The following is a 26,243-nucleotide window of genomic DNA, read 5'->3' on the forward strand; positions in this document are numbered from 1 at the left end:
ATAACGAGTCTATCCCGCGGCCGAGACCTATCAAACTCCGTCATTGGGTCCGGGGGCCCTTGACCGTCAGGAGAAGACTTTGAATCGCTTTCCCGACAAAAAATCCCACGATGGCGCCGAATAGTACTGAGTCAATTCCTTGGATGGCGACGACGGTGAGTGCACCGAGGATTGCGAACCCGACTCCGAACGTCCACCTTCGTCTCATCACGCCCATAGGTCAGGTGATGTCGTCGAATCGACGCGACGCGGTATTGTAGCGATCATTGGTTGAGGGATGAGCCCAGACTAGCAAAACCGGCTGACTAACGGCCGTTTGGGTACGCGCTCCACGATGAGTGCCACGGAACTCTCACTCCTCACTGACGTGTACTGGTGATTCTGTCGTCGATCGATCGACGGCGACCTCGTGAATCTCGACCTGGTTCCCGTCCTTGAAGGCACGTTCCGCGGACGCCTCTTGGTGTGCTGACTCGAAGACAGTACTTTCTCGCCACGCTTCGTAGTCTTCTCTCGTCTCCCAGAACGTCATGGTGATGTGGCCCTCCGCGTCGACGGGTGCGAGGACTGTCATCCCGCGGAACCCCGGCCTATCCTCAATCCCGTAACTCGTTCGGAGGCGCTCTTCGAATATCTCTACCCGCTCATCCGGAATGGTAATCCGGTTAGAAACGACGATCATTCCTGTGAGACCGTTAGTGCCGCCGTCTCCTAAATTCTCGCTCGGATATGTTCGTGCCGAGTACGTTCGTTCGTGAATTTAAGGTTATAACCGTGGTAGCTTCGAGAATGGCCGACACCGTCAGCGATCACGAGAACCACGGGACCGAACCGGTCACCGATCACGTCCACAGTAGCGCATGGATAGCAGACCTCGAACGACCCGAACACGCGGCAGATCGAGAGCTACTGGTCGAAGAGGGGATTACAGCGGTCGAGAATACCGTCGGGGGGTCTTTCGTCCAACTCGTCACCTACGAGGCATACGGGCACCCATCAGAGTATCTCCACGAACCACCCGAGGAAACGTTCGGTGACTCGGTCCACTGGGAGTACGTCTGTCAATGCAACCGTGGCGGTCATATCGTCCGCGTCGAGGTATGAGTGTGCGAACGGTCAACCGTGACTTGACGCCCGAAGATGACGACTACTGTTAGTGACCTTCGGCTCGCTGCCGAGCGATTGCGGAAGGCACTTGCAGAGTATGAGTCGTTCCTCAGTGGCTGGCAGGACGCAAACGAGCCACTCTCGAACGACGACCACGCTACACCGGCAGAACCGGACGCGACGATGCAGGAAGTACAGGAGTCAGGCGTCGCGGTCACAAACGACGTCCTTGAGCGCTATCACGCAGCCAGCGACGCGGTGACGGGGTATGTTCAGCAAACCCGAGATCAAACAGATTCTGACTGGTCCGAAGTCATCGCCGCAACCGAACCGGTGCGGAAGGCGACACTGGCGGTTCATGCAGCCGGGTATGGCACCCACCCTGAGACGGGTGAACGCGACTATTTGTTGCCAGCTGAACTGTGTCCCGCCCGCCGGGTGTCGATGAACGCCGGCACGTCGCCAGTCACCTTCACAGATAGGATCGCCCAGTACCGAGCCGTCGCCAATCGGTTCGGTATCGACGCCGATGTCGTGTACCACCCTGGATCGGGTCACGGCGTGAGCCCATCGGTCGCGTTTCCCGAGACCGATGTTACGTACGTCGATGTCGACGTGGCGGCGATGGACGACTTGGCAGCAGCGGGGTACGCGGCCCGTTGGGCCGATGCTACGACATATACTGTGGGTGGTGGCGCCGACGTGATCATCCTTCGAAATGCGGGGCTCGTCGAGGAGGCAATCGTAGAGAGGAACCTGCGAGCGGGCGGTTGGGTGTTCGCCAATGACCACCTCGAATCCGCTCGCCACGTGGCAGGGATGGGTCGAATAGAACTCTTGGGAGTCGTTCCGGACGATTGGCCAGGTGACACCCCACGGATCGAGACTACGGATTTAGACCCATCTCACATCGAAAGAGAGGGCAAGATGTCTCCACAGTCCGGGTCCACCGACTGGGAAGTGTCGCCGCTCGATCTCTACGTATTTCGCGAGAGTACCTGTTGAAGGCGTGCCAGTTATCGAACAAAGAGTCTCCGTGACGAGTCGTCGGCTATTGATCTGGTCCCGGGGAACGAACTGTGAGGTGGACGCTTCGAGGTGTTGGCGGAAGTGTTCGCCCCAGTGTCTATGCACCCCGGCACTAAAGTCGACAGTATGGGTACGGAGATTGACCTGACCGGTGCGTCTCGTGAGGACGGTCGAGATCGCCTCTACGAGCTGTTCGACGATGTCGAAGCGGGAGACACGCTTCATCTGGTTGCAGATCAAGTGCCCGGCTTCACGCTACTGCGGTATCAAATCGAACATAACATCCAGTTCTCGTGGGACGTGACGAGGGACGCAGACGAGGTTCGGATGGCGATCGCGGTGGAGGGCGACCTCGCCGCCGACGCGCTCCCTGACTTCGACGTCCGCGTCATGCCGCCACAGCGACGCCACGAGGTGCTGCTCAAGGGCTTCGACGAACTCGCCCCCGGGGAGGGGTTCGTACTCGTCAACGACCACGATCCGAAGCCGCTGTACCACGAGCTCCGCTCGACACGCGGAGAGACCTTCGAGTGGGAATATCTGGAGGAAGGGGGACGTGGTTGGCGCGTCGCTATCGAGAAGACCGAGGAGTCGACTGCGCCGGACGACGGGATCATTACCCGGTATGACGTCCGTCAGATTCCCAAATCCGAGCGGCACCCGTCGATACACCACCGGTACGGAATGATCCCGGAAGGCGAAGCGATGGAGATCGTTGCTCCCCACGAACCCCAGCCGCTGAAACAGGAGTTCCAGCAGCGATATGGCGACGCCTTCGAGTGGCGGATTGTCGAGCAGGAGCCGGGACGCGTCGCCGTCTGGATCACGAAGCGCGCGGACGTCGACGGTGAAGACGCCGAGGCAAGCTCCTGTGCCGGTAAGGATGTTCATCACGATGGACATACCCATCACGCCGGTGAGGAGGCTGATGGAGACGAGAGAGCAGCGTCCGAAGCCGGCGAGGACCCCGATGTCGAAGTCAGCCAGGAACTCGACGTCAGGGAGTATCCGCCCGCTCGTCGCCACGAACTGATCTTCCAGGCATACGACGACCTCGAACGGGGCGAAGCGTTCATCCTCGTCAATGACCACGATCCGAAGCCGCTGTACCATCAGTTCACTGCCGATGAAGGTCCGGAATTCCACTGGCAGTATCGACAGAAGGAACCCGGGGAGTTCCAAGTGCTCGTCGGGAAAGTCGCCGAAGGCGAAGAGGCGTCATTAGATCCCGCAGAAGAGGGAGCCCCGTTCTGAACGGCGTAATTGGCTACCGAGTCGAAGGTGAGCCTGACCATCTATTGGATACACGTCGGCGCGATGGCGCTCGATCGGTCGAGAACGTGGTCTGGGTTGGCTCCCGTGATCGAGCAAACCTCGACCCACCACTTAGGATTTGGGTTGCCGGAACCAACCCTACGACAGCAGCTAAAGAACGCTCGGTCAGCCGGTTCAGATAATCTATGACAGGGCCCGAACGCGGACGGAAGCAAGAATACGTCGCAATCATCGACCAGGACAAAGTCACCGACGAAGTGCGAAACATCGCCGTCAAATACGATCCATTGAATCGATCCGGACACGAGGGTTTCCACGTCACTGAGAGCGGTGAACTCCACATCGACGACGCCAACGTGCTAGCCGAGCACAGGCTCATCGAAAAGAAGATTCCCAACGACGCGATTCAAATCGTCCCGCTTCCAGCGGAAACCGGGCAACTCGTTCACCAGTACGACGAGAACGGGTTCCGTTTGTACAATCTCCCCATTCCGGACAATGGTTCCGTAATTGGCCTTCTCGGCCGCAACGGCATCGGGAAGAGTACTGCGTTGGATATTCTGGCTGGCAACCGAGTGCCGAATTTTGGCGATACCGATGAAGAGTCAGGCTGGGATCGGGCAATCAAGTCATTTCGGGGAACGACTCTGCAGACCCATCTCGAACGGCTCCGAGATGAGTCGGTCGTCACCGCATACAAGAACCAGCGGGTCGACACCCTCCATGAGACCGACGCGGAAACGGTACGCGAACTGCTCGCTATCCGTTCGGACGAACCGGACCGATTCGTCGATACTCTCGATATCCGCTCAATTCTCGATCGGTCACTGTCTGATCTGTCCGGGGGTGAACGACAGCGGGTTGCTATCGGGGAGACTCTCTCGAGGACGGCGGATCTCTATCTGTTCGACGAACCATCGTCGTTTTTGGACATCAAACAGCGGTTGTCAGTGGCACGGACGATTCGCAATCACGTGCAGGAAACCGATACCGCGGCTGTTGTCGTAGAACACGACCTTGCGACGCTCGACCTACTCTCTGACGCGATCCACGTCCTGTACGGTGAACCGGGGGGATTCGGCGTCGTCGCCCAGCGCTCGGCAGTCCGGACGGGCATCAACGAGTTCCTGAAGGGGAAACTATCGGAGGAAAACGTCCAGATTCGACGCCATTCGATCGACTTCCCGTCAGCTGATTCTCGCAAGAGTCGACACGGCGAACCGGCTCTCGGATATCCGAAGCTTGCAAAATCGGTTGCGGACTTTTCGCTCGTCGTCGAACCAGGACGGATTCACGCCGGAGAATCTGTGGGTATCGTCGGAGAGAACGCGCTCGGAAAAACGACGTGCGTGAAAATGCTCGCCGGGAGTGTAACTCCCGATAGTGGGCGAGTGCCGGACAAGGTCGTCGTATCGTACAAACCCCAGTTCATTGCGCCGGACGGTGACGTTACTGTCCGTGAGCGCTTCGCATCAGTAACCGATATCAACGCCCAATCGTTCAAGACGCGAATCCAGGATCCCTTCGATCTCGAATCGTTGTACGACCGCTCACTCGACTCGCTTTCGGGTGGGGAGTTGCAGCGTACCGGGATCGCGCTCTGTCTCGCTCGTGACGCAGATCTCTATCTCTTGGACGAACCCTCAGCATTCCTCGATGTAGACCGTCGAGTGGTATTCGCTGACCAGATTCACCAGTTCAGCAAACGAACGAACCAACCCGTCCTTGTCGTGGATCACGACCTCTTCGTCATCGATCGAGTCGCCGATCGGTTGATCGTCTTCGAGGGCGAACCGAGTCAGAATGGCTATGCGAATTCTCCGCAATCGATGCGGAATGGGATGAACGCGTTTCTATCCGCCCTCGGCATCACGTTTCGTCGGGACGAACGAACTGGTAGACCGCGAGTGAATAAGCCGGGCAGTCAACTCGACCGGAAACAAAAATCGAGCGGCGAATACTACTACCGAGGCTAACCATCAAATGTCCTCTCGGGAGATGGGAGTCGCAGGGTAGTCTTATTGGGTGATGGGATGAATTCCAGATAGAATGTACGACCGTATTCTGCTCACCACTGATGGAACTGTCTCATCGCAGAACGCCGAAACACACGCGATCGAGCTTGCCAAGGAACACGATGCCAACCTGCACGTTCTCTTTGTCGTCGATGAAAGTGTCTACACGGCCTACAGCGGCGATGAGTACGTGAATGAAGCAGAAGGCCCGGAACACGGACTCGAAGAATTCGGTACGGAAGCGATCGAGCAGGTCCAGTCACGTGCGAAAGAGTTCGATGTCAAAACCAAAGAAGCGCTCAAGCATGGTCATCCAGTTGAAACGATCCTCGAGTATGGAGACCGGAACGACGTCGATATGGTAGTCCTCGGAACGAAACACCGACCAGCAGAATATCGCGCGCTCCTCGGAAGTGTTACTGACCGCGTCCTTCGGCTGACGACTCGACCGACCGTCGTCGTCAAGACTGAAGTCGAGGAATAGAGCTCTACCACTCAACTACCGCATCGGTAGGATATCCGACTCGTTTGCGAGCACGGCTCCGCTCGTTTTCGGTCAATCGATACGGCATGAGTTCGTTCGCAAGCGATCCTACTTCTGCCCGTCGCCGCTGGTGCTCTTCGAGGAAATCAGCAATCTGTGTCGCTGCGATGTCTTTGAGTTCACCGCTCAGTAAGGACCCGTCGCGGTACTCACGTGCGAGCTGGTCCAGTCGATCGTCGCTCTCCTCGAAGAAGTACGCTAGGAACTGATACGAGACGTCTATTGTAGGGTCGCCACCCTGCTCTCTGTGTGCTTCGACGCTTGATTGGCCACCGGAGAAACCGAATTGACGGATTTTCTCGAACACCGTCTCTCGATCGTCGGAGAGGAAGATACTTGGAGCATCATCTGAGGAACTCATTTTGCCTGGCCCCCCAAGACTTGGAAGGAATTTCGAGAGTAGCGCACCTGGTTTATTCACATTGTAACGCTGCTTACTCGCAATATCTCGACAAACACGGATGTGTGGATCTTGGTCGACTGCGATCGGTACGAGTGTCGGATGTCGGCCATCGACGAGTTGTGGGAGAAGAAGGTGTACTGCCTGTACGGCGGGGTAGAACGAAATTCCGATATTTGGTGGCGCACCGTACGTGGCGTCAACTGTTGCTTGTGTCACTTCCTTCGCAAAGGCCGTTGCGAGCGGATACACTACGTCCGCGTCAGCCGTATCGACGATAATACGGGTCCGGTCAGGATCAAACCCGACAGCGAGTATATCTCGTAAATTTTCCCGTGTATGGCCGTCGATTTTCTCGAGGGGCAAATCCTTGAGCAGGTATTTTTCGTCGTCGGAGATCGGGATATACACGAGGGCGTTTGTTTGCTTCTGGATGTATTTTGCAAAATAGAACGGGAAGACGTGACCGATGTGCATCAGTCCAGACGGACCACGTCCTGTGACGAGTGAATGCGGATTCTCTGTATTCACGGCCTCGAGAAATCGATCGACATCGCGTTCTGCGTAAAAGACCTTCCGCCGGACCAATGGATGGGTTGGTTTAGGAAATGCTGAAATCTGCTCGTCCGTAAGCCTGTCAGCTCCGAACTCATCGAGAAGTTTCTCGTAATCGACGTCTCCCTCAACTTCGTATGGTGTAACGGTGAACGCTTCGTCGTCAGTCATTGTTGATTGAGCTTCGGGTACACGGATCGAATGGTGCCGGTGAGAGAGCTGGGCGTGATATAGATAGACTAGCTAGGTGTAGCTCCCTCGAACCCAGTCCTTCGACACTGTACGCTGTCTGGAGAAACTTCACAACCGACGACCGTGATCGACATCTCGCTAAAGTGGGCATCCTGTACGGAGATATGGTAGTAGCAGGGATATCTATTCTGTCGACGAATGTTCCTTCGGATTCTGGAGGAACTACCTTGTACAGGGAATCGTCCATCTGTTTTGTCAGTTCGGAGTTAGCTATTTAGCGGACGCTTCGTTAACTCCTAACACGGACTATCGTTGTGAGGCCCATGGCACCAGCCTCGACATCGGATTCCCAACAATACATATGAGTTCACCACAGACTCCTTCCAGTTCAGAATCCGCGTCCGATACAGATTCGTCACCACAGCAGCGGCGACTCGAAGAAAAACACCAGCGAGCAGCCGACTCCGAGTCACAGTCACTCGCCGAAGACAGCACTGATTCGACTGGCCAAACTGTCCGCCTGAAGGTATTCCGGTACGACCCTGACGTTGAGGACAAACAAGACCCCCGATTCGATGAGTTTGTTGTCCCCTACGAGCGGGGGATGACCGTTCTGGATGCACTCATCTATGCACGAGACGAGTTCGACTCGTCGCTCACGTTTCGGCACTCCTGCCGAATGGCCGTCTGTGGCAGCGACGGGTTCTTTATAAACGGACGACAGCGACTAGGTTGTCAGACCCAGATTTCGGATCTCGACACTCCAGTCCAGGTAGAACCGCTTCCTCACGAACCGGTAATCAAGGATCTCGTCGTCGATATGGACCACTTCTACGAACGGATGGAGGCTGTCGAACCTTACTTTCAACCCGACGACCTCCCCGACGGCGACTTAGAAGAACAACGACAGAGTCCGGAGAACCGCGAGAAGATCAAGATGGCTTCTCGCTGCATTCAGTGCGGGTGTTGTACCTCGTCTTGTAATCCTTCTCAGTTTGACGAGGAGTACATCGGGCCGGCCGCTATCGTCAAAGGGTATCGGTTCTATTTCGATGAACGAGAAGGCGATGACGCCAAAGAGCGCCTGTTAGAACTCCTGGACAAGGAACATGGCGTCTGGCAGTGCCACACGCAATTTTCGTGTACTACCGTCTGTCCGAAGAATATTCCGATCACTGAGGAAATCCAGGAATTGAAGCGCGAGTCAGTCAAACAGAACCAGAAATTCTGGTGATCGGAGATATCTGGTTGCAGGGCTACTCGACAACGTAGTGGTCAAACCTTCAACTCACGCGATCTATGACAGTCAAGAGCAGACTACGGAACCAATTGTTCTCCCTCCTCGTCGTAGATGGTGATTGCGTCTACCGGACAAACGCGAGCGGCCATTTTCGCATCGAATTCCTCTCCTTCGGGAACGTCTCGTCTATAGTGATCGGGCTCGAACTCGTCGCTTGCAACGAGCGTCGCTTTCCCCGCATCACGATCCTCGACGAACTTCTCCCACTCGTGGACGCAGTTGAAGATTCCTGTACAGGTATCGCGGTCGAATTCGACGTACATTGAGTGAATATCGGTCTGTGGAACTTTGAATCGTCCGTTTCAACGATTTGTTCTGTTTGATCAGGGGGATACCGACGGTGTTTTTGTGGTAGTTACTCCCGGACCGTCGTAATAGCTTGCTTTCAGTCCTTATAGTACTGAACCTGGCTTTGATAGATCTCTATGAATTCGACACGTTGGTGAAACAACTATTACGTAGGTTTGCACATTGATTAATTGAAATCCTCTCAAGTGTGGTCACTATCTGTTAGAGGGGTTGAGCGGTTCTGAATCCAATACCTGAAATTTTCCCTACGCTTTTTAAATCTCCTTGGAATATAGTAGATTGAAAGAATACCACATACATGACAGACAAAAAGCTAGAAAGCATAGTGATAGTGAAATATCGCAGCGAAGTTACCCCACGGTCGAGACGGTCTCTGTTGTTAGGATAATGCACCAGTGTGATACTGCGCGACTAATCAATGCGGCCCACCTTCTTTCTCATAGCGGCCGAAAACTATATACTTAATGTGACAGAATATGGAAGGTGGGTTTCGGATTGGCTCCTCTAGTTCGGAACCCGATTGTCAGAGGCACACCCCTCCATTATTGCGTCGCCTCTCAACGCTACTCGCTGCTCCCTGAGCGGCTTACTCTCGAGAGGCGACCAATGTTGCTGTGCGTCACGTTCATCGATCGCTCCCAACTGATTCGTTCCAACACCGTCCTGTGGTCTCGATCACGTCGGTCAGGTTCAATCGTCGTTGGGCGATGAGACGCTCGATCCGATTCCCTCGGGCGATGATTTGCTCTCAGTCAGATTGCCGTTGCGCCAAGTGTCACGCTTGAACCAGAGGTACGCAACAACCCCGCCGACGACGTTCGAGATGGGGAAGGCAATCCAGAGTCCCATCACGTCGAGCGGGCCTGAGGCGACCCAGGCGACTGGAAGACGAACGAAACCAAGCGCTACGAGGGAGATGACGGCCGCGATCATCGTATGACCGGCACCGCGGAAGCCACCGGTGTAGGCGCGCATGACCCCGATGAAACCAAAGGTGAGCCCGGTCACGCGGAGGAAGGTCGTGGCGTGGTCGACCACCGCCGGATCAGGAGAAAAGATGCCGGCGATCGGTCTCGCGGCAAGCATGATGAGTCCGCCTCCCACTGTAAGGAGCACGAGCATGGCGCGTGCACCGAAGTGGTTCGTTTCGGCGGCGCGGTCGACTTCCTTGGCCCCGATATTCTGGCCGGTCATCGTTTCGATCCCCTGCGAGACGGCAAGCGCCGGCAGGAAGATCACTGAAAAGATACGCGTCCCGATGCCGTACGCCCCGCTGACCTCGTTCGGGAAGGTCGCTACGACGACGAGGAGCATGGTGATAGAGAGCGATCGAGCTGCACCCTCAACGGAGGCTGGCAGTCCGATGTCGACAATGGTCCACCCGAACGAACGGTCTGGGGCCATCTCCGAGAGGCGGATCCGCACGCCGCGATTCCCGCGAAACATGATGACGAGTCCAATCACTAGAGCGACCGCCCGCGAGAACACCGTTGCTACTGCGGCACCCCCGATCCCCCAGCCGGTGAAGCCGGTCGCTGTCAGCATGGACGCCTCCAGCCCACCGAGGCCGAGGAACGAGAACAGAGGATTCGCTTCGAACCCGAAGATGAGAACTGGATCGAGGACGATGTTGAGGACGACGGAGCCGGCCATCACGTACATTGGTGTAACTGTGTCGCCGTACCCACGCATGAGCGCCATGAAGACGGCAAAGCCGAAGACGGCGAACAGGCCGACTGCGTAGACGCGCATGTACTCCACGACCAACGGCGCGACCGTCTCGTTGACGCCGAGGAGCGCAGTGATATCGTCGACGAAGACGTAACCAAAGATGCCGAGGACAATCGAGATGACGGCCGCGTAGGCCATCGTTTGTGAGGCGGCGTACGCGGCGCGTTTTTCGTTCCCTGCACCGATATGCTGAGCGACGAGGACGCTCCCCGCTACCGAGACGCCGAGGGCGAGGGAAATCATTAGGAAGACGACTGGGAACGCGAACGTAATCGCAGACAGTGCCTCGGTGCTGTGGCGACCAAGCCAGAACGTATCGGCCAGGTTGTATAGTACCTGAAAGAGGTTCTGGACGATGATCGGCAGCGAGAGGTAAAACAGCGGCCAGCCGATGTCACCCGAAGTGAGATCGAGCCCCTCCGGACCTCTAAAGAGCGAGTCGATGGACTCCCCCAGTCCCATCAGACGGTCACCTTCGATGGGTTTTCGCCGAGGAGATACGTGTCGACGTATGTACTCGCAGCTCTGTAGGAATGATCGAGTGGATGCTGAACGGCGATATGCCGCGTATGCGCGCCTTTGATCGTTGTCGTCAGGAGATCGGCGGCCAGGTCGGGATCAACGGAGTTGTCAAATTCGCCTGCGTCGATACCGTCAGCAATCATCTCGCGGAGGCTAGAGATCAGCGCCTCATCGAACGCGCTCAACATCTCCTGAATGTCTTCGTTGTACGGGGCCTGCGCACGCACTTCGAGCATCGCGGTCTGAAAGTTGATGCACGGATCGGCCTCCCTGTCCGCGAGTTCCATGGTGAGCAGCGCCTCGAGCCGATCGCGCGCGGTCTCACCCGACACCTCGTCTAACCGGTCCACGTACCGCTCGTAAAGGCGCTCGAGGAACGTTTTGAAAAGACGGTCCTTGCTGTCGTAATGGTAGTGAATGGTCGCCTTGCTCAGCTCCGATTCGTCCGCGATCCGCCGCATCGTGAGGTTCGCGTAGCCGTATTCGCAGAGAGTGCGGTAAGTCGCCTCGATAATTTCTTGCTCCGAGTCGTTCATTCGAGTATAACTACTTACTAACCAGTCAGTCAAAAGCCTTGGGGAGCTGGACGACTGCGACAGACCTAGGGGTTCGACGATACTCGATCGGTCAATAGTCAACTGTATCCGAGCCAGCGCGTACAAAACTGTTATCCCTTGACAGTGTTGAATGAGCGTAATGACCGACACTCCGGACCGCTCGGATGAGGATCCCGACGATGCAATCATACGGGCGACTTATCGTGCGTTAAGTTCTCACGGGTACGCCGATCTCACGATGAAACGGATCGCCGACGAGTATGGTAAGTCAACGGCTGCAATCCATTACCACTACGACACGAAAGATGACCTACTCGCGGCGTTTCTCGACTTCGTCATCGGCCAATTCAAAGACGCCGTCCACGCGGTCGAGACGACTGATCCGGAGGAACGATTGGAATTACTGCTCGATCAGTTGCTAGTGAAAGCGAACGACCACCCCGATCTGTTGATCGCCATGCTCGAGATGCGAAGTCAGGCGCCCTACAATGAGCCGTTCAGGGAACGATTCCAGCAGAACGATGCCTACGTGCGGTACTTACTGGAGACCGTGATCAACCAGGGCATCGACGCGGGGGTCTTCGCCGACGCGGACGCCGAACACGTAGCCCGAGTACTTATGACGATCGTCGACGGGGCCCGAGCTCGGGCTGTCGTCCTTGATCAGGAGACGGCACTATCGACTGGGAGACGGGCCGCCGCTGAGTACGTCGCAGCGACGCTTGAACACCGACCGGAGAACTGACGCTATCAAGCGGTGGGGGACCTGCCTATGGGTCACCGATATCGAGCGGGTCCGTAATTACAAATTGATACTCCGAGGGGACGGACCACATCATTAATTAAACATGGCTGAAAAGTACCGAATCTGTTGGCTATTTGCCGACCTTCGATAGACACTTCCCGGATACAACAAAAGTCTTGAATATGAAGTTCGGTTTCTGTCCGACAGAGGGTGGTAGGAACTTCAACAACGCGGTTGAGGAGTGCCAACTCGCCGAGGACGTTGGCTTCGATTCCACCTGGGTCAACGACCACCAGGCAACCGAGGGTGACAACTACTGGCCCGCGCCGCTTGCTCGGCAGGCCGGCATCGCCACGACCACAGACGAACTCGAACTAGTCACGGCGGTGATGATCGTCCCGCTGTATCATCCGCTCCACGTCGCTCAGCGCGCGGCCCAACTCGATCTGATGTCCGACGGTCGTCTCACACTCGGCGTTGGCCTCGGCTACGCTCCCAAGGAGTTCAAAGCCTTCGGCGTCTCGATGGACGAGCGCGCCGGCCGAATGATCGAGAGCCTAAAATTCTTCGACGAATTCTTCTGATCTGATGGGCCTCTCGACTTCGAGTGCCCGTTCTTCGAGGTGGAGGACTGGCAACCCATTCCCGAAACCGTACAGGATCCTCGCCCACCGCTTTGGGTCGGTGGCTGGGGAGACAGGCAACTCCGCCGTTCCGTACAGTTCAGCGACGCCTGGGTTCCCGGACCGGTTATGCACAACGAGGGTGTCGAAAAGCGCACGCGCAAGCTCAAGGACATGGTCACAGAGATGGACGCGAACTGGGACGAGATGCCCCATCCCCTGATGCGCGACGGTGTCATCGCCGAAACCCACGAGGAGGCCGTCGAACTTGGGAAGGAGTATCTCTACCAGTCCTACCTCGACGAGTACGGGGGGTCATTCGAACATCCCTACATCAGTCAGGAAGACCTCCAAACCTTCGAGAAACTCGCGGAGGACCACTTTCTTGTTGGGACACCAAACGAGATTATTGAACAGATCAAGGACATGAAGAGCCGGTTTGCGCTTGACCATCTCGCTGTACGCTTCCACCACTCCGGAATGCCGAGCGAGACAGTCTGCAACCAACTCGAGCTGGTCGGTGAGGAAGTTATCCCGGCGTTCAACTAATCACTAACCAGATAAATTGACTCCGCTGGCACTGATTAGTTCAGTCCCTCTTCGACTGGCGTTCGTCCATCGAGCGATTGGAGTGGTCTCTGATGATTATAGTAATGTACAAAATGTTCAATCCAGCGGTGTTCGCTCGCCCAACTGCCCACTCACAAATTGGGGAAGTGTTCGACTCGAATTTTGAGTGTGTGAAACCATTTTTCAGGGAAATTTTGATTGGTATATCCGACTCGACTGCTTAATCCTACTCGAGAAAGAACAATCCGATAGACAAATTGATCGACGAAAAACGTCGCTTCTGAGAGATCGTGTTACTCGGTCAACTGGTGGAGAAATGCAACTTCTGGATCAGTGCCAGGCCGACCGAATTACGCGACATCGAAAAGCAACTTCGTCTCGAGGTCTATTGCAGCATACAACCAAAACCACCTTCCGTATATTTTGACAGCAGTTTCGTCAACCGCGACCCGTGTCGGCGAAGCCAACGGCGGGTCATGCCCGCTGTCAGCCAGCCGATGTACATAGTTCCAGACCGCTTCGTGAGAGTGTTCAACGCCTAATTTCGCTAGAATCGTAGTTATTCTTGAATTAAACAATTGGTCGCATGGTGATGGACGGTGAACGCCCGAACGGGCGTCGCCGTCCATTCGTTCTACCAAGATTCTTCTAAATCCGCCTAGTTGGTCCCGCTTGCGTCCAGAGCTGGCGAGCATACCATTCCCAACCCTCTTTGGGAGAACCATGAAACCTATAATTGTTCGGGTATAATCTCTAACTGCACGACCTGATTCCCCTTCCAACCGTTCCCCCAGGTCGTGCTATCTGATGGCGAACGATCGGGCTAAATCCCCACACCCGGCCCGGTCGCTTTCACAGATGAGGAATTCTTGCAAGCCGCACAACTTTTGGTTTCCAGTATCACCTCTTTGAGTACACGGTCCGCTTTCAAGCCATACCGATTCGAAGGATCGTGCTGTTAGTCAGAGACACACCATCGACAGGCGAACTACCAACACCTGTTCGTTCTCTTGAAGTTGGAGAACCACGACAATTCATCCATCGCTGCACAATGGGAATAGGCAACGAGTGCGTTCTGCAACGTCCCCCTGAGTGGCGACGAGGTTGACACTACCACTCTCCGCTAATAGTGATGAGTAATGGGCCCGGCAGGTTGGGAGGATTAACCGGTACGGAGTAACATGTTGTTATATTCTGTTATGATTACGGGATCTAATTTTCAGAGATTCCGCTGATACGCTCGATAACTGCCGTGTTGACTCATTGACTCAGAGCAGCAGCGCGGGCACTGGAGCCCATCATGGCAGGGAATCTGCTTGAGCGGCCTGTCCAATGTTTGACCACATCATTGTTAAGACAGGAATCGGAGGGAGGAAGAAACTTAGTTTGCAGGACTACCATTTGCGGGCGATTACCGGCCTGACTCGGTCGGCTCATCTTCGGAACTACCGGTAAATGAGGCTGTTTGAGGCTGACCTGTACGTCGACTATACAGCCACTCTGCCCAGGTGAGTTTGAGTTGGTTCGCATCTCGGTCCGGGAACTGTCGCTCGGCCGTTTGGCTATAGTTGAGCAGGGCTACCAACAAGACGCCACCGACGATATTGCCGAGCGTGACTGGTACGAAGAACTCTGCAAACGCTGCCCAGAGGCTTGCGTGTCCCTGAAAGACGAAATAGAGAACCTCACACGCACCGGTGATACAGTGGAATAGATCGGCCGATGGAATCAGAAACATGAGGAAGACGACGAGCAGAAAGCGCGTCGTCGTGTCCCGACTCGCGTGCACGAGCCAAACCATTGCCGCAACGATGTTTCCTGCGAACACTCCCTTGAAAAAGAGGTCCCACCAGGCGGTTGCGAAAGCATGTTCGCCGAAACCATTTGCGACGGAGGCGGCTTCAGCCGTAAACACACCGGTCGTCGCGAGAACGAATGCTCCGATCGTTGCCCCGAGAACGTTCGCCACGATGACAATTCCCCAGAGTCGGAGCAGGTTTCGCACACTTGCGATGCGCGTCAACACGAGTGTGACGGGTGTAAGTGTATTCTCGGTGAATAGCTGATACCGTCCCATCACGATGAGGACGAAGCCAACCGGATAGAATAAATTCCCGATTAGTGCCGCCGATTCAGTCGGAACGGCCGCTGTAACCGCAGATCGAGCGAGAAACGTCAATGTAATCGCAAGGCCGGCAGCTAACCCACTCATGAACAAAAGGCGATTGCTCCGGCTGAACTCCTCGTCTGCGGTGGCGACAAGCCGCTGGAAGATTTCATCTGCCGAGAAATAATCGCGGATAGCCGCACCTGCAGCCGGTGCTCCACTTCGCGCCCGTTCGATCGTCTCGCGCATTGCCCTGTCACGATGTCGAATAGACGCTTGGATCGCAGTAAGATCGCCCGCTTGGGCGATCGCTTCAAGCAATGCGTCGTGTTCGAAGGGTCCGTCGTATCGATGGCCGTTTATGAAGAACGTCGGGGTCCCGTCGACGCCGCTGTGCGCTCCGCTCGAAACGTCCTCCTCGATCCGTTCCTCGTGGACACCGGTATCAAGCTCATAAGCGAACTGCTCGGTATCGAGCCCCAGATCGGCGGCATACTTCAAGAGATCATCGTCTTCAAGTGCATCCTGGTGTTCGTAAAGGAGATCGTGCATTTCCCAGAACTTTCCTTGAGCGGCTGCAGCCTCGGAAGCTTCTGCGGCGCGCAGTGCGTGCGGATGGGTTTCAGTGAGCGGAAAATGGCGGAAGACAAACTGGAACTGGTCCCCAAGGCGGTCTTGAATTTGTTTGAGTTCCTGATAGAATTCTCCGCAAGTCGGACATTCGAAATCGCCATACTGAACGAGTATGAGCGGTGCATCGTCGGGGCCGCGGATGTGATCCCGCTCTGTGACCGGAGTTGAGAGTGTAGAGACTATTGATCGGCTCATGGGATGCTATGTGTATGATTACGCCTTCACCACTTTAGCCTCCCCGTTGTTTTCAACGTGATACGAAATCACCCTGCTACAGAAGAGCGTTTGTCCGATTACTCTTCGAGGCCGAGGTGCTTCGCGAACTTCGGCTGTCCGGCCGACGCAGTCATCCCGCCATCAACAACGAGATCATGGCCGGAGACATACGAGGCAGCATCGGAAGCCAGAAAGACCATCACGCTCGCGATTTCCTCCGGGTCAGCGCCTCTTTCCAAGGGAATCCGTTCTTCGTACTCGTCCATGATTGCTTCGTTCTCCTGGAAATCCTGTGTCGCATCGGTCAGAACGAATCCAGGGCTGACACTGTTGACTCGGACCTCTGGACCGTGATTAATCGCTAACGCCTTTGTGAGGTTTCGCACACCCCCTTTTACCGCGTTGTATGCTTCGAGACCGTGGTCGCCGCCGCGCCCTGAGATGGAGGCCGTGTTGATGATACACCCGTTCGAGTCTTCGAGGTGTGGAAGTGCAGCACGACTCCCGTAGAACACCGAGTTCAGGTCGATACCGATTGTTCGCTCCCAGTCCTCGTTACTAAGGTTCGTCACGTGACCGAACGTTCCAACACCTGCGTTATTGACGAGTATATCGAGCCCACCGAATTCATCGACTGTGTCCTCGACCATCTTATCGACGTCTTCGGAATCACTGACGTCGGTTTCGATTGTGAGTGTCTCACCGTCGATTGATGCATCAGTCTCGGACATTCCTTCCGTGTCGATGTCTGCGAGTACGACCGACGCACCTTCCGCAGCGAAGGCGGTTGCGACTGCCTTCCCGATTCCCGATGCAGCACCCGTTACGATAGCGACCTTTCCCGACAATTTTGACACCATAATTACAATCGAGCCGGCGAAACGTATCAATGTTACTCCCGTATGTCGTACTTTGTTACTCATCCCCGTGAGGTACGGTCGGATCAGCAGAGATCGTTTGGTCCATCTCTCGAAGACTGACACCGGAGACGTCGGTGAGGTGAAACCCATTACCTCGTAAAGCCGATAGCTGAGACAAGGACCGGTCCATGGACATATTTACTCTTCTCGGGGTCGACGTGGCGCTGTTCTTGGTCATCGGCCTGCTCGCCGGCGCCCACTGCCTTGGGATGTGTGGCCCGCTCGTGACGATCTACTCCGACCGGATGGATCGGAACCGCGAGAACCGCGGGGCCCACCTCACGACGTACGGGTCCGCCAACACACGCTGTTCAACCTCGGACGGACGGCGAGTTACACCGTGTTCGGGGCCGTCTTCGGCGCGCTCGGTGGGGTACTGTTCGTTACGACCAACTCGGTGACCGCGGCGGTCGAACCGCTTCGTGGCATTGAGCAGTTCGTGGATATCATGGATCAGGCTAGCTACGTCAGATGAAGGTAGCCAACGTGGCCAGTTCCCACTCTATAGGAATCAACCCAAGGATTGTATCCGTTCAATACTTACTAACGGTGCACGATGATCAATTACGATCCAGGTAGACGACAGTTCCTGCAGGCAACCAGCGGCGCGATAGCGCTCGGGGTTATCGCGGGCTGTCTCGGTGACGACGGAAACGGCACCAGCAACGGCGGGAACGGAAATGGAAGCACCGAAGAATATGACTTCGGGGATTGGTTCAACGACGTGGATAACTACGACGGGGTCGTTGATCACACTGGCGAGAACGAGGTCACGGTGAGAGTTGGAGCCGGTCAAGAGGGCTATCAGTTTGATCCGGCGGCGATCGCGGTCGATACCGGAACGACCGTCGTCTGGGAGTGGACCGGCGACGGCGGCGGCCACAACGTTGTTGCCGACGACAGCTTCGAAAGCGAGATACAGACCGACGAAGGAGCGACGTTTGATCAAACCTTCGAGGAAGCGGCCACTTACGAGTACTACTGTTCTCCCCACGTCAACCAGGGAATGAAGGGGGCTATCGTCGTTGAATAGTATCGATTTACCGCCACAGAGGTAGTTTCGAAACCGCTGTAACGTCCGACGTTGAGAGCAATAGCGTTTGGGCCAAGTAAGGTTAATCGCGTTCGGATTTAGTGCTGTGACACTCCAAGTTACAATTGGGCCTGTTCAGACCTATACTTCTAACCCGATAGGATTGTTAAGGTCTATTGTTTAAACGCGCTTGCTACCAAGAGCGGAAACACAAGTGTTGCTTCTGCCTCAACTTGTGTATAATTTGTCTGCTCTTCTTTTATTTTTCCCCATGATACAGCTTCGCTCGGTGTTGCACCAGATAGCGATCCATCCCCCTCCATTCCGGTTGAAATATAGACAACGTAGTCTGCCCCGCCCCGAAAGAGATTCGTCATGATTGCATGGTGCTTTGGGACTCCACCACCAACGGCTATCAGACCGGTTGTATCCGCTAATAGACCATCTTCAATCAGGGAATCATAGTCATCCAAGATCTCGATTCCAACATCTGAGTCATAGCTCTGTCGGTAGTAGTATAGGAAGTTCCCGACTTCAGCGTCTGTCAGTGCCGGACAATACACTGGTACGTCATTATCTGCCGCTTGCTTCAGTACCGAGTCTTCATCGTCAAGCGTTTCTCCTAATTCACGCGCAAATTCTGTCGGCGTTCGAATCTTCTTCTTATCGAAGAAGTCGTCGAAAAAATCGTACAGATATTCTTCCAGCCACACATATCGGTCAGAGGGGACGAACAGATTTCCAAGCCGATTGATCCCACGCTCTCGAAGTGCCACTTCATCTGCATTCCAATCACCCATCTTGAACGGTTTTGCTGTCTTGATGACATCCTCCGTTAGTGATCCGGATGTCGTGATAAGAACATCTACATATCCCTCCCGTACGAGGTATGCGATAGTCTCACGCAGGCCCGACGAGACGATATTTGACGTGAACGTGAGATAAATCGTGGCATCAGCCTCCTGCATACGGTTGGCGATATCGATGGCTTCGGCAAGCTGTGTTGCCTGGAACCCGGTCGTCGCATAGGAGTCAAGCATCTTGTCGAGATCAAACTCGCCCCGAAAATCGTAGCCACGAACGTCAGGCGTATCGAGTTCTTCTTCACCCTCGGGGACGACGTAGTCATGCGAATCCTCGTTGGCCATACAATTGAATAATCCAGCGAGGGACTTGAAGAACTCGAAATCGATCACTCGACTCTCGGTACATCCAAGTCCATCAAGGAGGGAGAATCCACTATGTCGAAGCCGAGGGTAGCTGTCCTTCGCCCTGATGATACTCGTATCGCCGACGCTGTCCGTTATCTTCGATCACTGAGAGTGTCGCCAATTGCGGATCCAATGCTGACCATTTGTCCGACAGGTCAGACTCCGCAGCAGGCGGAATATTGTATCTTCACGAGTAAGACGGGAGTTAACCTCGCAGTTCAGCAGGGATGGGATCCAGATGAGGAGACAGTTTGCGCTGTTGGCCGACAAACTTCAGCCGCGCTACGGAGACAGGGATATCCAGTCGATATAATCCCATCGACGTTTACTTCCAGAGGACTCGTTGAAGAACTATCCGCGAAGATTGATGGAAGGACTGTCGAAATCGCTCGCAGTGCACACGGAAGTGAGGTGCTGATTCAGGGCCTAGAAGAAGCTGGTGCCACTGTTCATGAATCGCATCTATATCGTTTGGAGCGTCCGAATACTGCAGGGTCGTCAGTCTCACTCGCCATAGACGGGAAGTTGGATGGGATATTGTTCACCTCTCCTAAAACGGTTGAGCACTTCCTTGATATCGCAGATGATCGCGACCAACTCTCGGTGCTACAACAGCAGGTCACGGAGACAATTATTGGTGCAATTGGAACACCGACGGAACGTGCGCTGCTTTCAGAGTCTATTTGTGTCGATGTTAAACCTCCCACAGTAGGATTTGATCAGCTTGCGGACCGCGTTATTCAGAAAATCAAATCGACAAACGAGTGTTCATAGTACATCACACTGAGTTTGGTGATCCCATAATTACGGAGACTCCATTTGTAATCCTTGAGAGTAAAGCGGCAGATTCTAATGGCTACTATCAAAACCTTATCGTTTCCCTGAGAAAATCTTGATACTGGCCCAAAGTGCTGGTAGTAGTTGATGCGAATCTACCATCGGGGGGAAAAGCGGAGTCGCAGGTGAATCCACATCATCCATTGCCCATAATGTTGTTTAGTCGACTGGTATTTTAGACATCCAATTTTAAATATCGTTCAGGTAGTATACCTCACGGCACCTTAATGTTCGATAGTGGACCCTCAGACATTTCCTTATACACTTAGTATTCTATTGTAGAGCCAGCCGGTGTATACGCCGGCGCTCGCGATTCATAATGAGAGATATTGAAATCGATTCCGAGGAAGCTAGCCCGTACGAGTGCTTTGAGTGTGGCACCATCATCGTAGCAGAAGATAATCCTGGCCACTGTCCCGACTGTGGCGGCCAGATGCGAAATCGGCAGACACCAATCGAATAACAATGGTATCCTTCTCTCACTCTGAGTCCGATGATACACCCTCGGAAGCAGCTAAGCCAGAGTCAGCCGTCGAGACGGCCCGTCGCCAACTCAAGCATGCTGCCGCCTATCTCGAGATCGACCCCAACATCGTTGAGCGTCTGAAATATCCGACGAAAATTCACGAGGTGAATGTTCCTATCGAGCGTGACGATGGGAGCGTCGAGATGTTCACGGGCTACCGCGCCCAACACGACAGTGTCCGAGGCCCCTATAAGGGTGGACTCAGGTACCATCCCGAAGTAACTAAAGAGGAATGTGTCGGTTTGGGAATGTGGATGACCTGGAAGTGTGCGGTAATGGACCTTCCTTTTGGAGGGGCAAAAGGTGGGATCGCTGTAAACCCAAAGAAGCTCAGTTCGGGTGAGAAAGAACGGCTCACCCGACGATTCGCCCAAGAGCTTCGCAACGTTATCGGTCCGACTATCGATATCCCTGCTCCGGATATGGGGACTGACTCCCAGACCATGGCATGGCTGATGGACGCCTATTCAATGCAGGAAGGCGAGACCATCGCAGGAGTCGTCACCGGCAAGCCCCCGGTGATTGGCGGCAGCGAGGGCCGCGAGGAGGCCCCCGGCCGGAGCGTCGCCATCGTCACCGAACTTGCCTGTGAGTACTATAATCTGCCCCTAGAAGAGACGACGGTTGCGGTCCAGGGCTACGGCAGCGTCGGGGCAAACGCCGCGCGCCTGCTCGACGACTGGGGCGCCTCGGTCGTCGCCATCAGCGACGTCAATGGCGCAATGTACGACCCCAACGGGATCGATACTCAGTCTGTCCCCTCACATGATGAAGAGCCAGAAGCCGTAACGGATCACGCCGATGATGTCATTTCGAACGAGGAATTACTTGCTCTCAATGTCGATGTACTCATCCCTGCAGCTCTCGGGAACGTAATTACGGAAGAAACTGCAGGTACAATCGACGCAGACATGGTGATCGAAGGGGCAAACGGCCCAACAACCTCGACTGGAGATACAATCCTTACCGAACGAGGCGTCCCAGTCATTCCTGATATTCTCGCGAATGCGGGCGGCGTCACTGTGAGCTACTTCGAGTGGCTCCAGGACATCAACCGGCGGGCGTGGTCCCTTGAACGGGTTAACGAGGAACTCGAGACGGAGATGCGCTCGGCCTGGCAAGCCGTCCGGACCGAGTTCGACCAGCGAGAGGTTACATGGCGAGATGCAGCCTACATCGTTGCGCTTTCGCGGATCGCTGATGCTCATGAAGCACGGGGACTTTGGCCATAACACACCGCATGAGCCTCGTTGCGTCGACTCCTCTTTCGTAATTCAGTGACCATAACTATTGAAACGATCGATCAAAAATTCTCATCTAATGAAACTATATAAGAATAGAAGGGGCAAAATATTCTATAGTACAATAAAATAGTGTATAGGGACAATATGACCTTCTATTATTAAGGTCATGGAGATTTAATACGCTACAGAAAGAGCCCCGAGTTGGGCACAGAATCTACTGGCCAGTAGATACCAATCGAGATAATGTCGATTCATATTCCACACCCAACGCTGAACGAAGTAGGGGGATTAGTGACAAAACCGGTAAGAAGAGTGAGAACTAATGGCTGAGCACTTTCCGCCGAGGACGGAGATCAAGCGTTGGCTGGTCACAACAAATCACAAGGATGTCGGAATCCTCTATATCGTGACGGCATTTTTCTTCCTGATCTTCGGAGGGGTCCTGGCCTTACTGTTTCGAGTTCAACTCTGGAGCCCGGGCGGGACCCTCCTCTCGAACAGCGGCTTCAACCAGGCGGTCTCCATCCACGGCTTAGTGATGGTGTTCTGGTTCCTCTCGCCGGTCGCGACGGGTTTTGCGAACTACCTCGTCCCGCTCCAGATCGGCGCGAAGGACCTCGCCTTCCCCCGCCTAAACGCGCTTAGTTACTGGTTCTACCTCTTCTCGGGAGTTCTGCTCGCAATCTCCTTCTTCCAAGGTGGGACGTTCGAGGGCGGCTGGACGATGTACGCCCCGCTCAACGTCCCGATGTACACGCCCGCGGTCCAGGCGACTACGGGCGGAACCGCCGCGATCGTCGCCTTGACCTTGTTCGTCGTCTCGATTACCGTCGGGACGGTCAACTTCCTGACGACGATCCACCGCTCACGAGCGGAGGGACTGGGCCTCTGGAACATCCCCCTGTTCACCTGGTCATGGCTGCTTACGGTCTGGATGATGCTCATTGCGTTTGCGGCCCTGCTCGCAGCGCTGCTCTTGCTCATGACCGACAAGATCCTGCTGACGCGGTACTTCGTAACCGATCAAGGCTCGAGCCTGCTGTGGGCACACCTGTTTTGGTTCTTCGGTCACCCGGAGGTATACATCGTCTTCTTCCCTGCCCTGGGAATCATGTTCGAGACGTTCCAGACCTTTACCGGCCGGCGGGTCGTCGGCCGCAAGTGGGTTATCATCGCGATGGTACTGGTCGCCGTCCAGTCCTTTTTGGTCTGGATGCATCACATGTTCCTGACGACGATCAACCTGGAAATCAAGACGCTCTTCATGGCAACGACGATTGGGATCTCGCTGCCGTTCGATCTAATGGTCTTCTCGCTGATCTACACGATGGTCAAGGGGCGCGTGCGGTTTACTACCCCGTTCCTCTTCAACTTGGGTGCGCTCGTCCTGTTCATCCTCGGCGGGATCACGGGCGTGTTCCTGGGTGCTGTCGTGCTTGACTATGAATTTCGAGGCACATACTGGGTCGTCGCCCACTTCCACTACGTGATGGTCGCGGGCGTCACCGCGCTCGTGGGTGGACTCTACTACTGGTGGCCGAAGATGACCGGAAAGATGTATAATGAAACGCTGGGGAAACTCAACTTCGCGGTCTACTTCGTGGGCTTCAACCTGCTTTACTTCCCGATGTTCCTCGCCTGGGAGACCCCGCGTCGGGTGTTCCATTATGGCGAGGGGATGCAGATTTACCACCAGATGGCGACCGTCGGCGCGTTCGTACTCGGGAGTTCGTTCCTCATCATGTTCTACACCTTGGGGAAGAGTTTGATCTCCGGACCTGACGCCCCCGACAACCCCTGGGAGTTCTCTCGGACCGCCGAGTGGGCGATTCCCTCGCCACCGCCCTTGGAGAACTGGCCCGGACGCCCCTCCTATGCCAGCGGTCGCCTCGAGTTCGTCGACGACACGCCAGCGACTGACGGTGGCGGGACTGCCGACGTCGCGACCACCCTCGAGCGCGACCCCGTCCACGGCTATGCAACCGCCGACGAGGAACACGTAGACCACGCGAGTATCTGGCCGTTTGGCATCGGTCTCGGAATCTTTGTTACCCTTCTCGGGATCTCCGGGATGACCGGGACGGTCGCGGCGTTGGTCGAGTCCCTCGACCCCGAGTACGCCGAGAGCGCGGGGCTCACGGCCAACGTGAGTTATCTCTACTCTGGGATTACCGTCGTCGGCCTGGTGACCGTCGCGTACGCGCTCTTCGAGTTCGGCTGCGAGAGCTTTACTGCGCCGACGATGGCGATCGCCGAGCGGTGGCCCTTCGAGAACGTCGGTAACACGAAGCTCGGCGTCTGGTTCTTCCTGGCGTCGGACATCGTCGTCTTCGGTGGGTTCATCGGCGCGTACCTCTTCATGCGGATCTACGCGGGCTGGGGAAGCTGGGATCCTGTCCCGCCGTTTACCGAACTTGGTCTCCTCAACACCTATGTCCTGCTCACCTCGAGTTTCACGGTCATCCTCGCGCTCGTGATGGCTGAACGGAAGAACAAGACTGGTCTGTTGGCCACGCTTGGAACGACCGTCCTGCTGGGACTGGCGTTCATGGGCGTGAAGGCCTACGAGTGGAGCTACGAGTTCAGCCACGGGGTCTTCTGGTTTACCGACCTTCAGTACTCGATGTACTTCGTCACGACCGGTCTCCACGGAATTCACATCCTATTTGGATTATTCATCGCCGGCTTCATGATCTACCGCGTGATCACGATTGACGCCTATCTCGAGGATCCCCGTCCGGTCGAGTTCTTTGGGATTTACTGGCACTTCGTCGACATCGTCTGGGTCTTCCTCTTCCCGCTTTTTTATCTGATATAACTACCTCTAAAGCTATAGGAATATCACTCTAAACATCATGCGGTATCTTGACAATAATCTGACCTGATATTAAACTTCAACGTTTCATTGAACTCGTAATCGCCATTTTGGGGAAATCGACGGATGCTCCTAGAGCCCGTCCTGGATGTGATCGTAGGCCCGTTCGGCGCACTCCCGATCCTCGTCGGTGAGGTCAACGAGGGGCTCCCGGACGGGACCGCCGTATCGACCGGCACACTCGAGACCGGATTTGAGCACGGGGACGCTGTTGGCACTGGGGTAGACGTTATCCACGCCCGGCTCGCTCCGGAGGTTCATGAACGGCTGGGCGAGATCGCGGAGTTCGTGGGCTCGCTCCATATTGCTCGCTTCGAGGGCGTCGAAGATCGCCAATCCGAGGCGGGGCTCGACATTGGTCGCACCCGCGGTAAAGCCCTCGGCACCCTCGAGCCAGTAGGCGGGTGCGAGCGGCTCGGCCATCCCGCAGATCCAGACGACGTCGCTGTCGACCGACGCGACGCACTCGGCGAATAGTTCGATGTCGGGGATCGCCCACTTGATCCCGACGACGTTCTCGTGGTCGGCGATCGCCGTGACGAGCCCGACCGTGACCTCGAAGTTCCGGAGGTAGGGGACGACGCCGACGTCGACGGCGTCGGCGATCCGGCCGTAGTAGTCGGCGACGCCCTGTTCGTGTTTGAACGTGTGGTGGGGCGGCATCACCATGATCGCGTCCGCACCGTTTTCCTCGTGAGTCCGCCCGAGGTCGATCGCGGTCTTCGTGCTCCCGCCGGCGCCAGCGAGGACGGTCGCGTCTGCGGGAAGGGTCTCACAGGGGATGCGGACGACGTCGATCCGCTCCTGGTGGGAGAGCGAATGGTACTCGCTTATGTTGGCACCCGCTAGAAAGAGCCGGATGCCCTCGTCGTAGAGCCAGTCGGTCGTCGCCGACAGCTCCTCGAACAGTATCTCGTCCGTATCGACGTCGTCGAACGGGGTTAACAATCCCACAGCAGCGTCTTTTAGATTGGATGTGACTTCGGCGGACGACACGTATTGGATTTGGCCTAGCGTGATAATAAGCGTTGATGTTACCAGGCCCTACCAAACAGAGTGTTGTTTCGGACGAGCGTAGATCTGTGCGATCAGTGAGATATGGGCGTGAATCACCGTAGCGTCGCTGCCAGCAGCGACGCAACTACTCATGTTTTGGAACGTTGGTGC

At 55.5% G+C, this 26,243-nt stretch carries 21 protein-coding genes and 3 pseudogenes; 14 read left to right on the plus strand and 10 right to left on the minus strand.

What is annotated here, in order from left to right; all coding sequences use genetic code 11:
- Positions 1 to 352: 352 nt before the first annotated feature.
- The gene (locus LCF40_RS19045; protein WP_224829769.1) at positions 353 to 682 is read right to left on the minus strand and encodes an antibiotic biosynthesis monooxygenase family protein; all 330 of its coding nucleotides are present in this window, start codon (positions 680 to 682) and stop codon (positions 353 to 355) included.
- 107 nt (positions 683 to 789) lie between these two features.
- On the opposite strand from LCF40_RS19045, the gene LCF40_RS19050 reads away from it, so the two are divergent.
- The 5 genes from LCF40_RS19050 to LCF40_RS19070 all read left to right on the plus strand — a co-directional run bounded on the left by LCF40_RS19050 (position 790) and on the right by LCF40_RS19070 (position 5,910).
- On the plus strand, positions 790 to 1,104 hold the full coding sequence (locus LCF40_RS19050) for a CGCGG family putative rSAM-modified RiPP protein (RefSeq protein ID WP_224829770.1): 315 nt from the start codon (positions 790 to 792) through the stop codon (positions 1,102 to 1,104).
- Positions 1,105 to 1,140: 36 nt separating this feature from the next.
- Entirely contained in the window at positions 1,141 to 2,112 is a 972-nt protein-coding gene (locus LCF40_RS19055; protein WP_224829771.1) for a hypothetical protein, read from the plus strand.
- 150 nt (positions 2,113 to 2,262) lie between these two features.
- Entirely contained in the window at positions 2,263 to 3,390 is a 1,128-nt protein-coding gene (locus LCF40_RS19060; protein ID WP_263623765.1) for a DUF2249 domain-containing protein, read from the plus strand.
- Between the two features lie 206 nt (positions 3,391 to 3,596).
- Positions 3,597 to 5,387 carry a ribosome biogenesis/translation initiation ATPase RLI gene (locus LCF40_RS19065; RefSeq protein WP_224829773.1) on the plus strand — a complete coding sequence of 597 codons (1,791 nt, stop codon included), beginning with the start codon at positions 3,597 to 3,599 and terminating at the stop codon, positions 5,385 to 5,387.
- Positions 5,388 to 5,460: 73 nt separating this feature from the next.
- Complete coding sequence (locus LCF40_RS19070) at positions 5,461 to 5,910, plus strand: universal stress protein (protein WP_224829774.1); 450 nt, start codon at positions 5,461 to 5,463, stop codon at positions 5,908 to 5,910.
- 4 nt (positions 5,911 to 5,914) lie between these two features.
- Here the strand turns inward: LCF40_RS19070 and LCF40_RS19075 are convergent, their stop codons facing one another.
- The gene (locus LCF40_RS19075) at positions 5,915 to 7,096 is read right to left on the minus strand and encodes a tryptophan--tRNA ligase (protein WP_224829775.1); all 1,182 of its coding nucleotides are present in this window, start codon (positions 7,094 to 7,096) and stop codon (positions 5,915 to 5,917) included.
- A gap of 382 nt (positions 7,097 to 7,478) precedes the next feature.
- Here LCF40_RS19075 and LCF40_RS19080 point away from each other — a divergent pair, with 382 nt between their 5' ends.
- Complete coding sequence (locus tag LCF40_RS19080; protein ID WP_224829776.1) at positions 7,479 to 8,351, plus strand: succinate dehydrogenase/fumarate reductase iron-sulfur subunit; 873 nt, start codon at positions 7,479 to 7,481, stop codon at positions 8,349 to 8,351.
- An 83-nt stretch (positions 8,352 to 8,434) separates the two neighbouring features.
- Here LCF40_RS19080 and LCF40_RS19085 read toward each other — a convergent pair whose 3' ends face one another.
- The 3 genes from LCF40_RS19085 to LCF40_RS19095 all read right to left on the minus strand — a co-directional run bounded on the left by LCF40_RS19085 (position 8,435) and on the right by LCF40_RS19095 (position 11,515).
- On the minus strand, positions 8,435 to 8,680 hold the full coding sequence (locus tag LCF40_RS19085; RefSeq protein WP_224829777.1) for a ferredoxin: 246 nt from the start codon (positions 8,678 to 8,680) through the stop codon (positions 8,435 to 8,437).
- Between the two features lie 736 nt (positions 8,681 to 9,416).
- Positions 9,417 to 10,919, minus strand: a complete 1,503-nt coding sequence (locus tag LCF40_RS19090) for an MATE family efflux transporter (RefSeq protein ID WP_224829778.1) — start codon at positions 10,917 to 10,919, stop codon at positions 9,417 to 9,419.
- Positions 10,919 to 11,515, minus strand: coding sequence for a TetR/AcrR family transcriptional regulator (locus LCF40_RS19095; protein ID WP_224829779.1), 597 nt, complete (start codon positions 11,513 to 11,515; stop codon positions 10,919 to 10,921). The genes LCF40_RS19090 and LCF40_RS19095 overlap by 1 nt, the downstream gene beginning before the upstream one ends.
- A 160-nt stretch (positions 11,516 to 11,675) precedes the next feature.
- Between LCF40_RS19095 and LCF40_RS19100 the strand changes: the two genes are divergently transcribed.
- Together LCF40_RS19100 and LCF40_RS19105 are read left to right on the plus strand one after the other, a co-directional pair.
- Positions 11,676 to 12,281 carry a TetR/AcrR family transcriptional regulator gene (locus LCF40_RS19100; RefSeq protein ID WP_224829780.1) on the plus strand — a complete coding sequence of 202 codons (606 nt, stop codon included), beginning with the start codon at positions 11,676 to 11,678 and terminating at the stop codon, positions 12,279 to 12,281.
- Between the two features lie 182 nt (positions 12,282 to 12,463).
- Positions 12,464 to 13,453, plus strand: a pseudogene (locus LCF40_RS19105) (LLM class flavin-dependent oxidoreductase).
- A gap of 35 nt (positions 13,454 to 13,488) precedes the next feature.
- Here LCF40_RS19105 and LCF40_RS19110 read toward each other — a convergent pair.
- The 3 genes and pseudogenes from LCF40_RS19110 to budC form a co-directional block, all read right to left on the minus strand.
- Positions 13,489 to 14,105 (minus strand): annotated as a pseudogene (locus LCF40_RS19110) (transposase domain-containing protein); the annotation flags it as partial.
- Between the two features lie 780 nt (positions 14,106 to 14,885).
- Positions 14,886 to 16,409: a formate/nitrite transporter family protein gene (locus tag LCF40_RS19115; protein ID WP_224829781.1), complete on the minus strand. Its 1,524-nt coding sequence runs from the start codon at positions 16,407 to 16,409 to the stop codon at positions 14,886 to 14,888.
- A 98-nt stretch (positions 16,410 to 16,507) separates the two neighbouring features.
- On the minus strand, positions 16,508 to 17,290 hold the full coding sequence (gene budC, locus LCF40_RS19120; RefSeq protein ID WP_224829782.1) for a meso-2,3-butanediol dehydrogenase: 783 nt from the start codon (positions 17,288 to 17,290) through the stop codon (positions 16,508 to 16,510).
- Between the two features lie 188 nt (positions 17,291 to 17,478).
- Between budC and LCF40_RS19125 the strand changes: the two are divergent.
- Together LCF40_RS19125 and LCF40_RS19130 are read left to right on the plus strand one after the other, a co-directional pair.
- Positions 17,479 to 17,777 (plus strand): annotated as a pseudogene (locus tag LCF40_RS19125) (sulfite exporter TauE/SafE family protein); the annotation flags it as partial.
- A 129-nt stretch (positions 17,778 to 17,906) separates the two neighbouring features.
- Complete coding sequence (locus tag LCF40_RS19130) at positions 17,907 to 18,383, plus strand: halocyanin domain-containing protein (RefSeq protein ID WP_224829783.1); 477 nt, start codon at positions 17,907 to 17,909, stop codon at positions 18,381 to 18,383.
- Positions 18,384 to 18,556: 173 nt separating this feature from the next.
- Here the strand turns inward: LCF40_RS19130 and LCF40_RS19135 are convergent, their stop codons facing one another.
- A complete protein-coding gene (locus tag LCF40_RS19135) occupies positions 18,557 to 19,531 on the minus strand; it encodes a deoxyhypusine synthase (RefSeq protein WP_224829784.1) in 975 nt (324 codons plus the stop codon).
- Between the two features lie 93 nt (positions 19,532 to 19,624).
- Here LCF40_RS19135 and LCF40_RS19140 point away from each other — a divergent pair, with 93 nt between their 5' ends.
- From LCF40_RS19140 to LCF40_RS19155, 4 genes are all read left to right on the plus strand, one after another.
- The gene (locus LCF40_RS19140; protein WP_224829785.1) at positions 19,625 to 20,368 is read left to right on the plus strand and encodes a uroporphyrinogen-III synthase; all 744 of its coding nucleotides are present in this window, start codon (positions 19,625 to 19,627) and stop codon (positions 20,366 to 20,368) included.
- A gap of 382 nt (positions 20,369 to 20,750) precedes the next feature.
- Positions 20,751 to 20,894 (plus strand): rubrerythrin-like domain-containing protein, encoded by a 144-nt coding sequence (locus tag LCF40_RS19145; RefSeq protein ID WP_224829786.1) that lies wholly within the window; start codon positions 20,751 to 20,753, stop codon positions 20,892 to 20,894.
- 2 nt (positions 20,895 to 20,896) lie between these two features.
- Complete coding sequence (gene gdhB, locus LCF40_RS19150) at positions 20,897 to 22,189, plus strand: glutamate dehydrogenase GdhB (protein ID WP_224829787.1); 1,293 nt, start codon at positions 20,897 to 20,899, stop codon at positions 22,187 to 22,189.
- Positions 22,190 to 22,523: 334 nt separating this feature from the next.
- Positions 22,524 to 25,019 (plus strand): cbb3-type cytochrome c oxidase subunit I, encoded by a 2,496-nt coding sequence (locus LCF40_RS19155; RefSeq protein WP_224829788.1) that lies wholly within the window; start codon positions 22,524 to 22,526, stop codon positions 25,017 to 25,019.
- A gap of 129 nt (positions 25,020 to 25,148) precedes the next feature.
- Here the strand turns inward: LCF40_RS19155 and LCF40_RS19160 are convergent, their stop codons facing one another.
- Positions 25,149 to 26,072: a dihydrodipicolinate synthase family protein gene (locus tag LCF40_RS19160; RefSeq protein ID WP_224829789.1), complete on the minus strand. Its 924-nt coding sequence runs from the start codon at positions 26,070 to 26,072 to the stop codon at positions 25,149 to 25,151.
- Positions 26,073 to 26,243: the final 171 nt, after the last annotated feature.

The sequence above is a fragment of the Saliphagus infecundisoli genome (assembly GCF_020177375.1).
In the GTDB taxonomy this organism is placed as follows: Archaea; Halobacteriota; Halobacteria; order Halobacteriales; family Natrialbaceae; genus Saliphagus; species Saliphagus infecundisoli.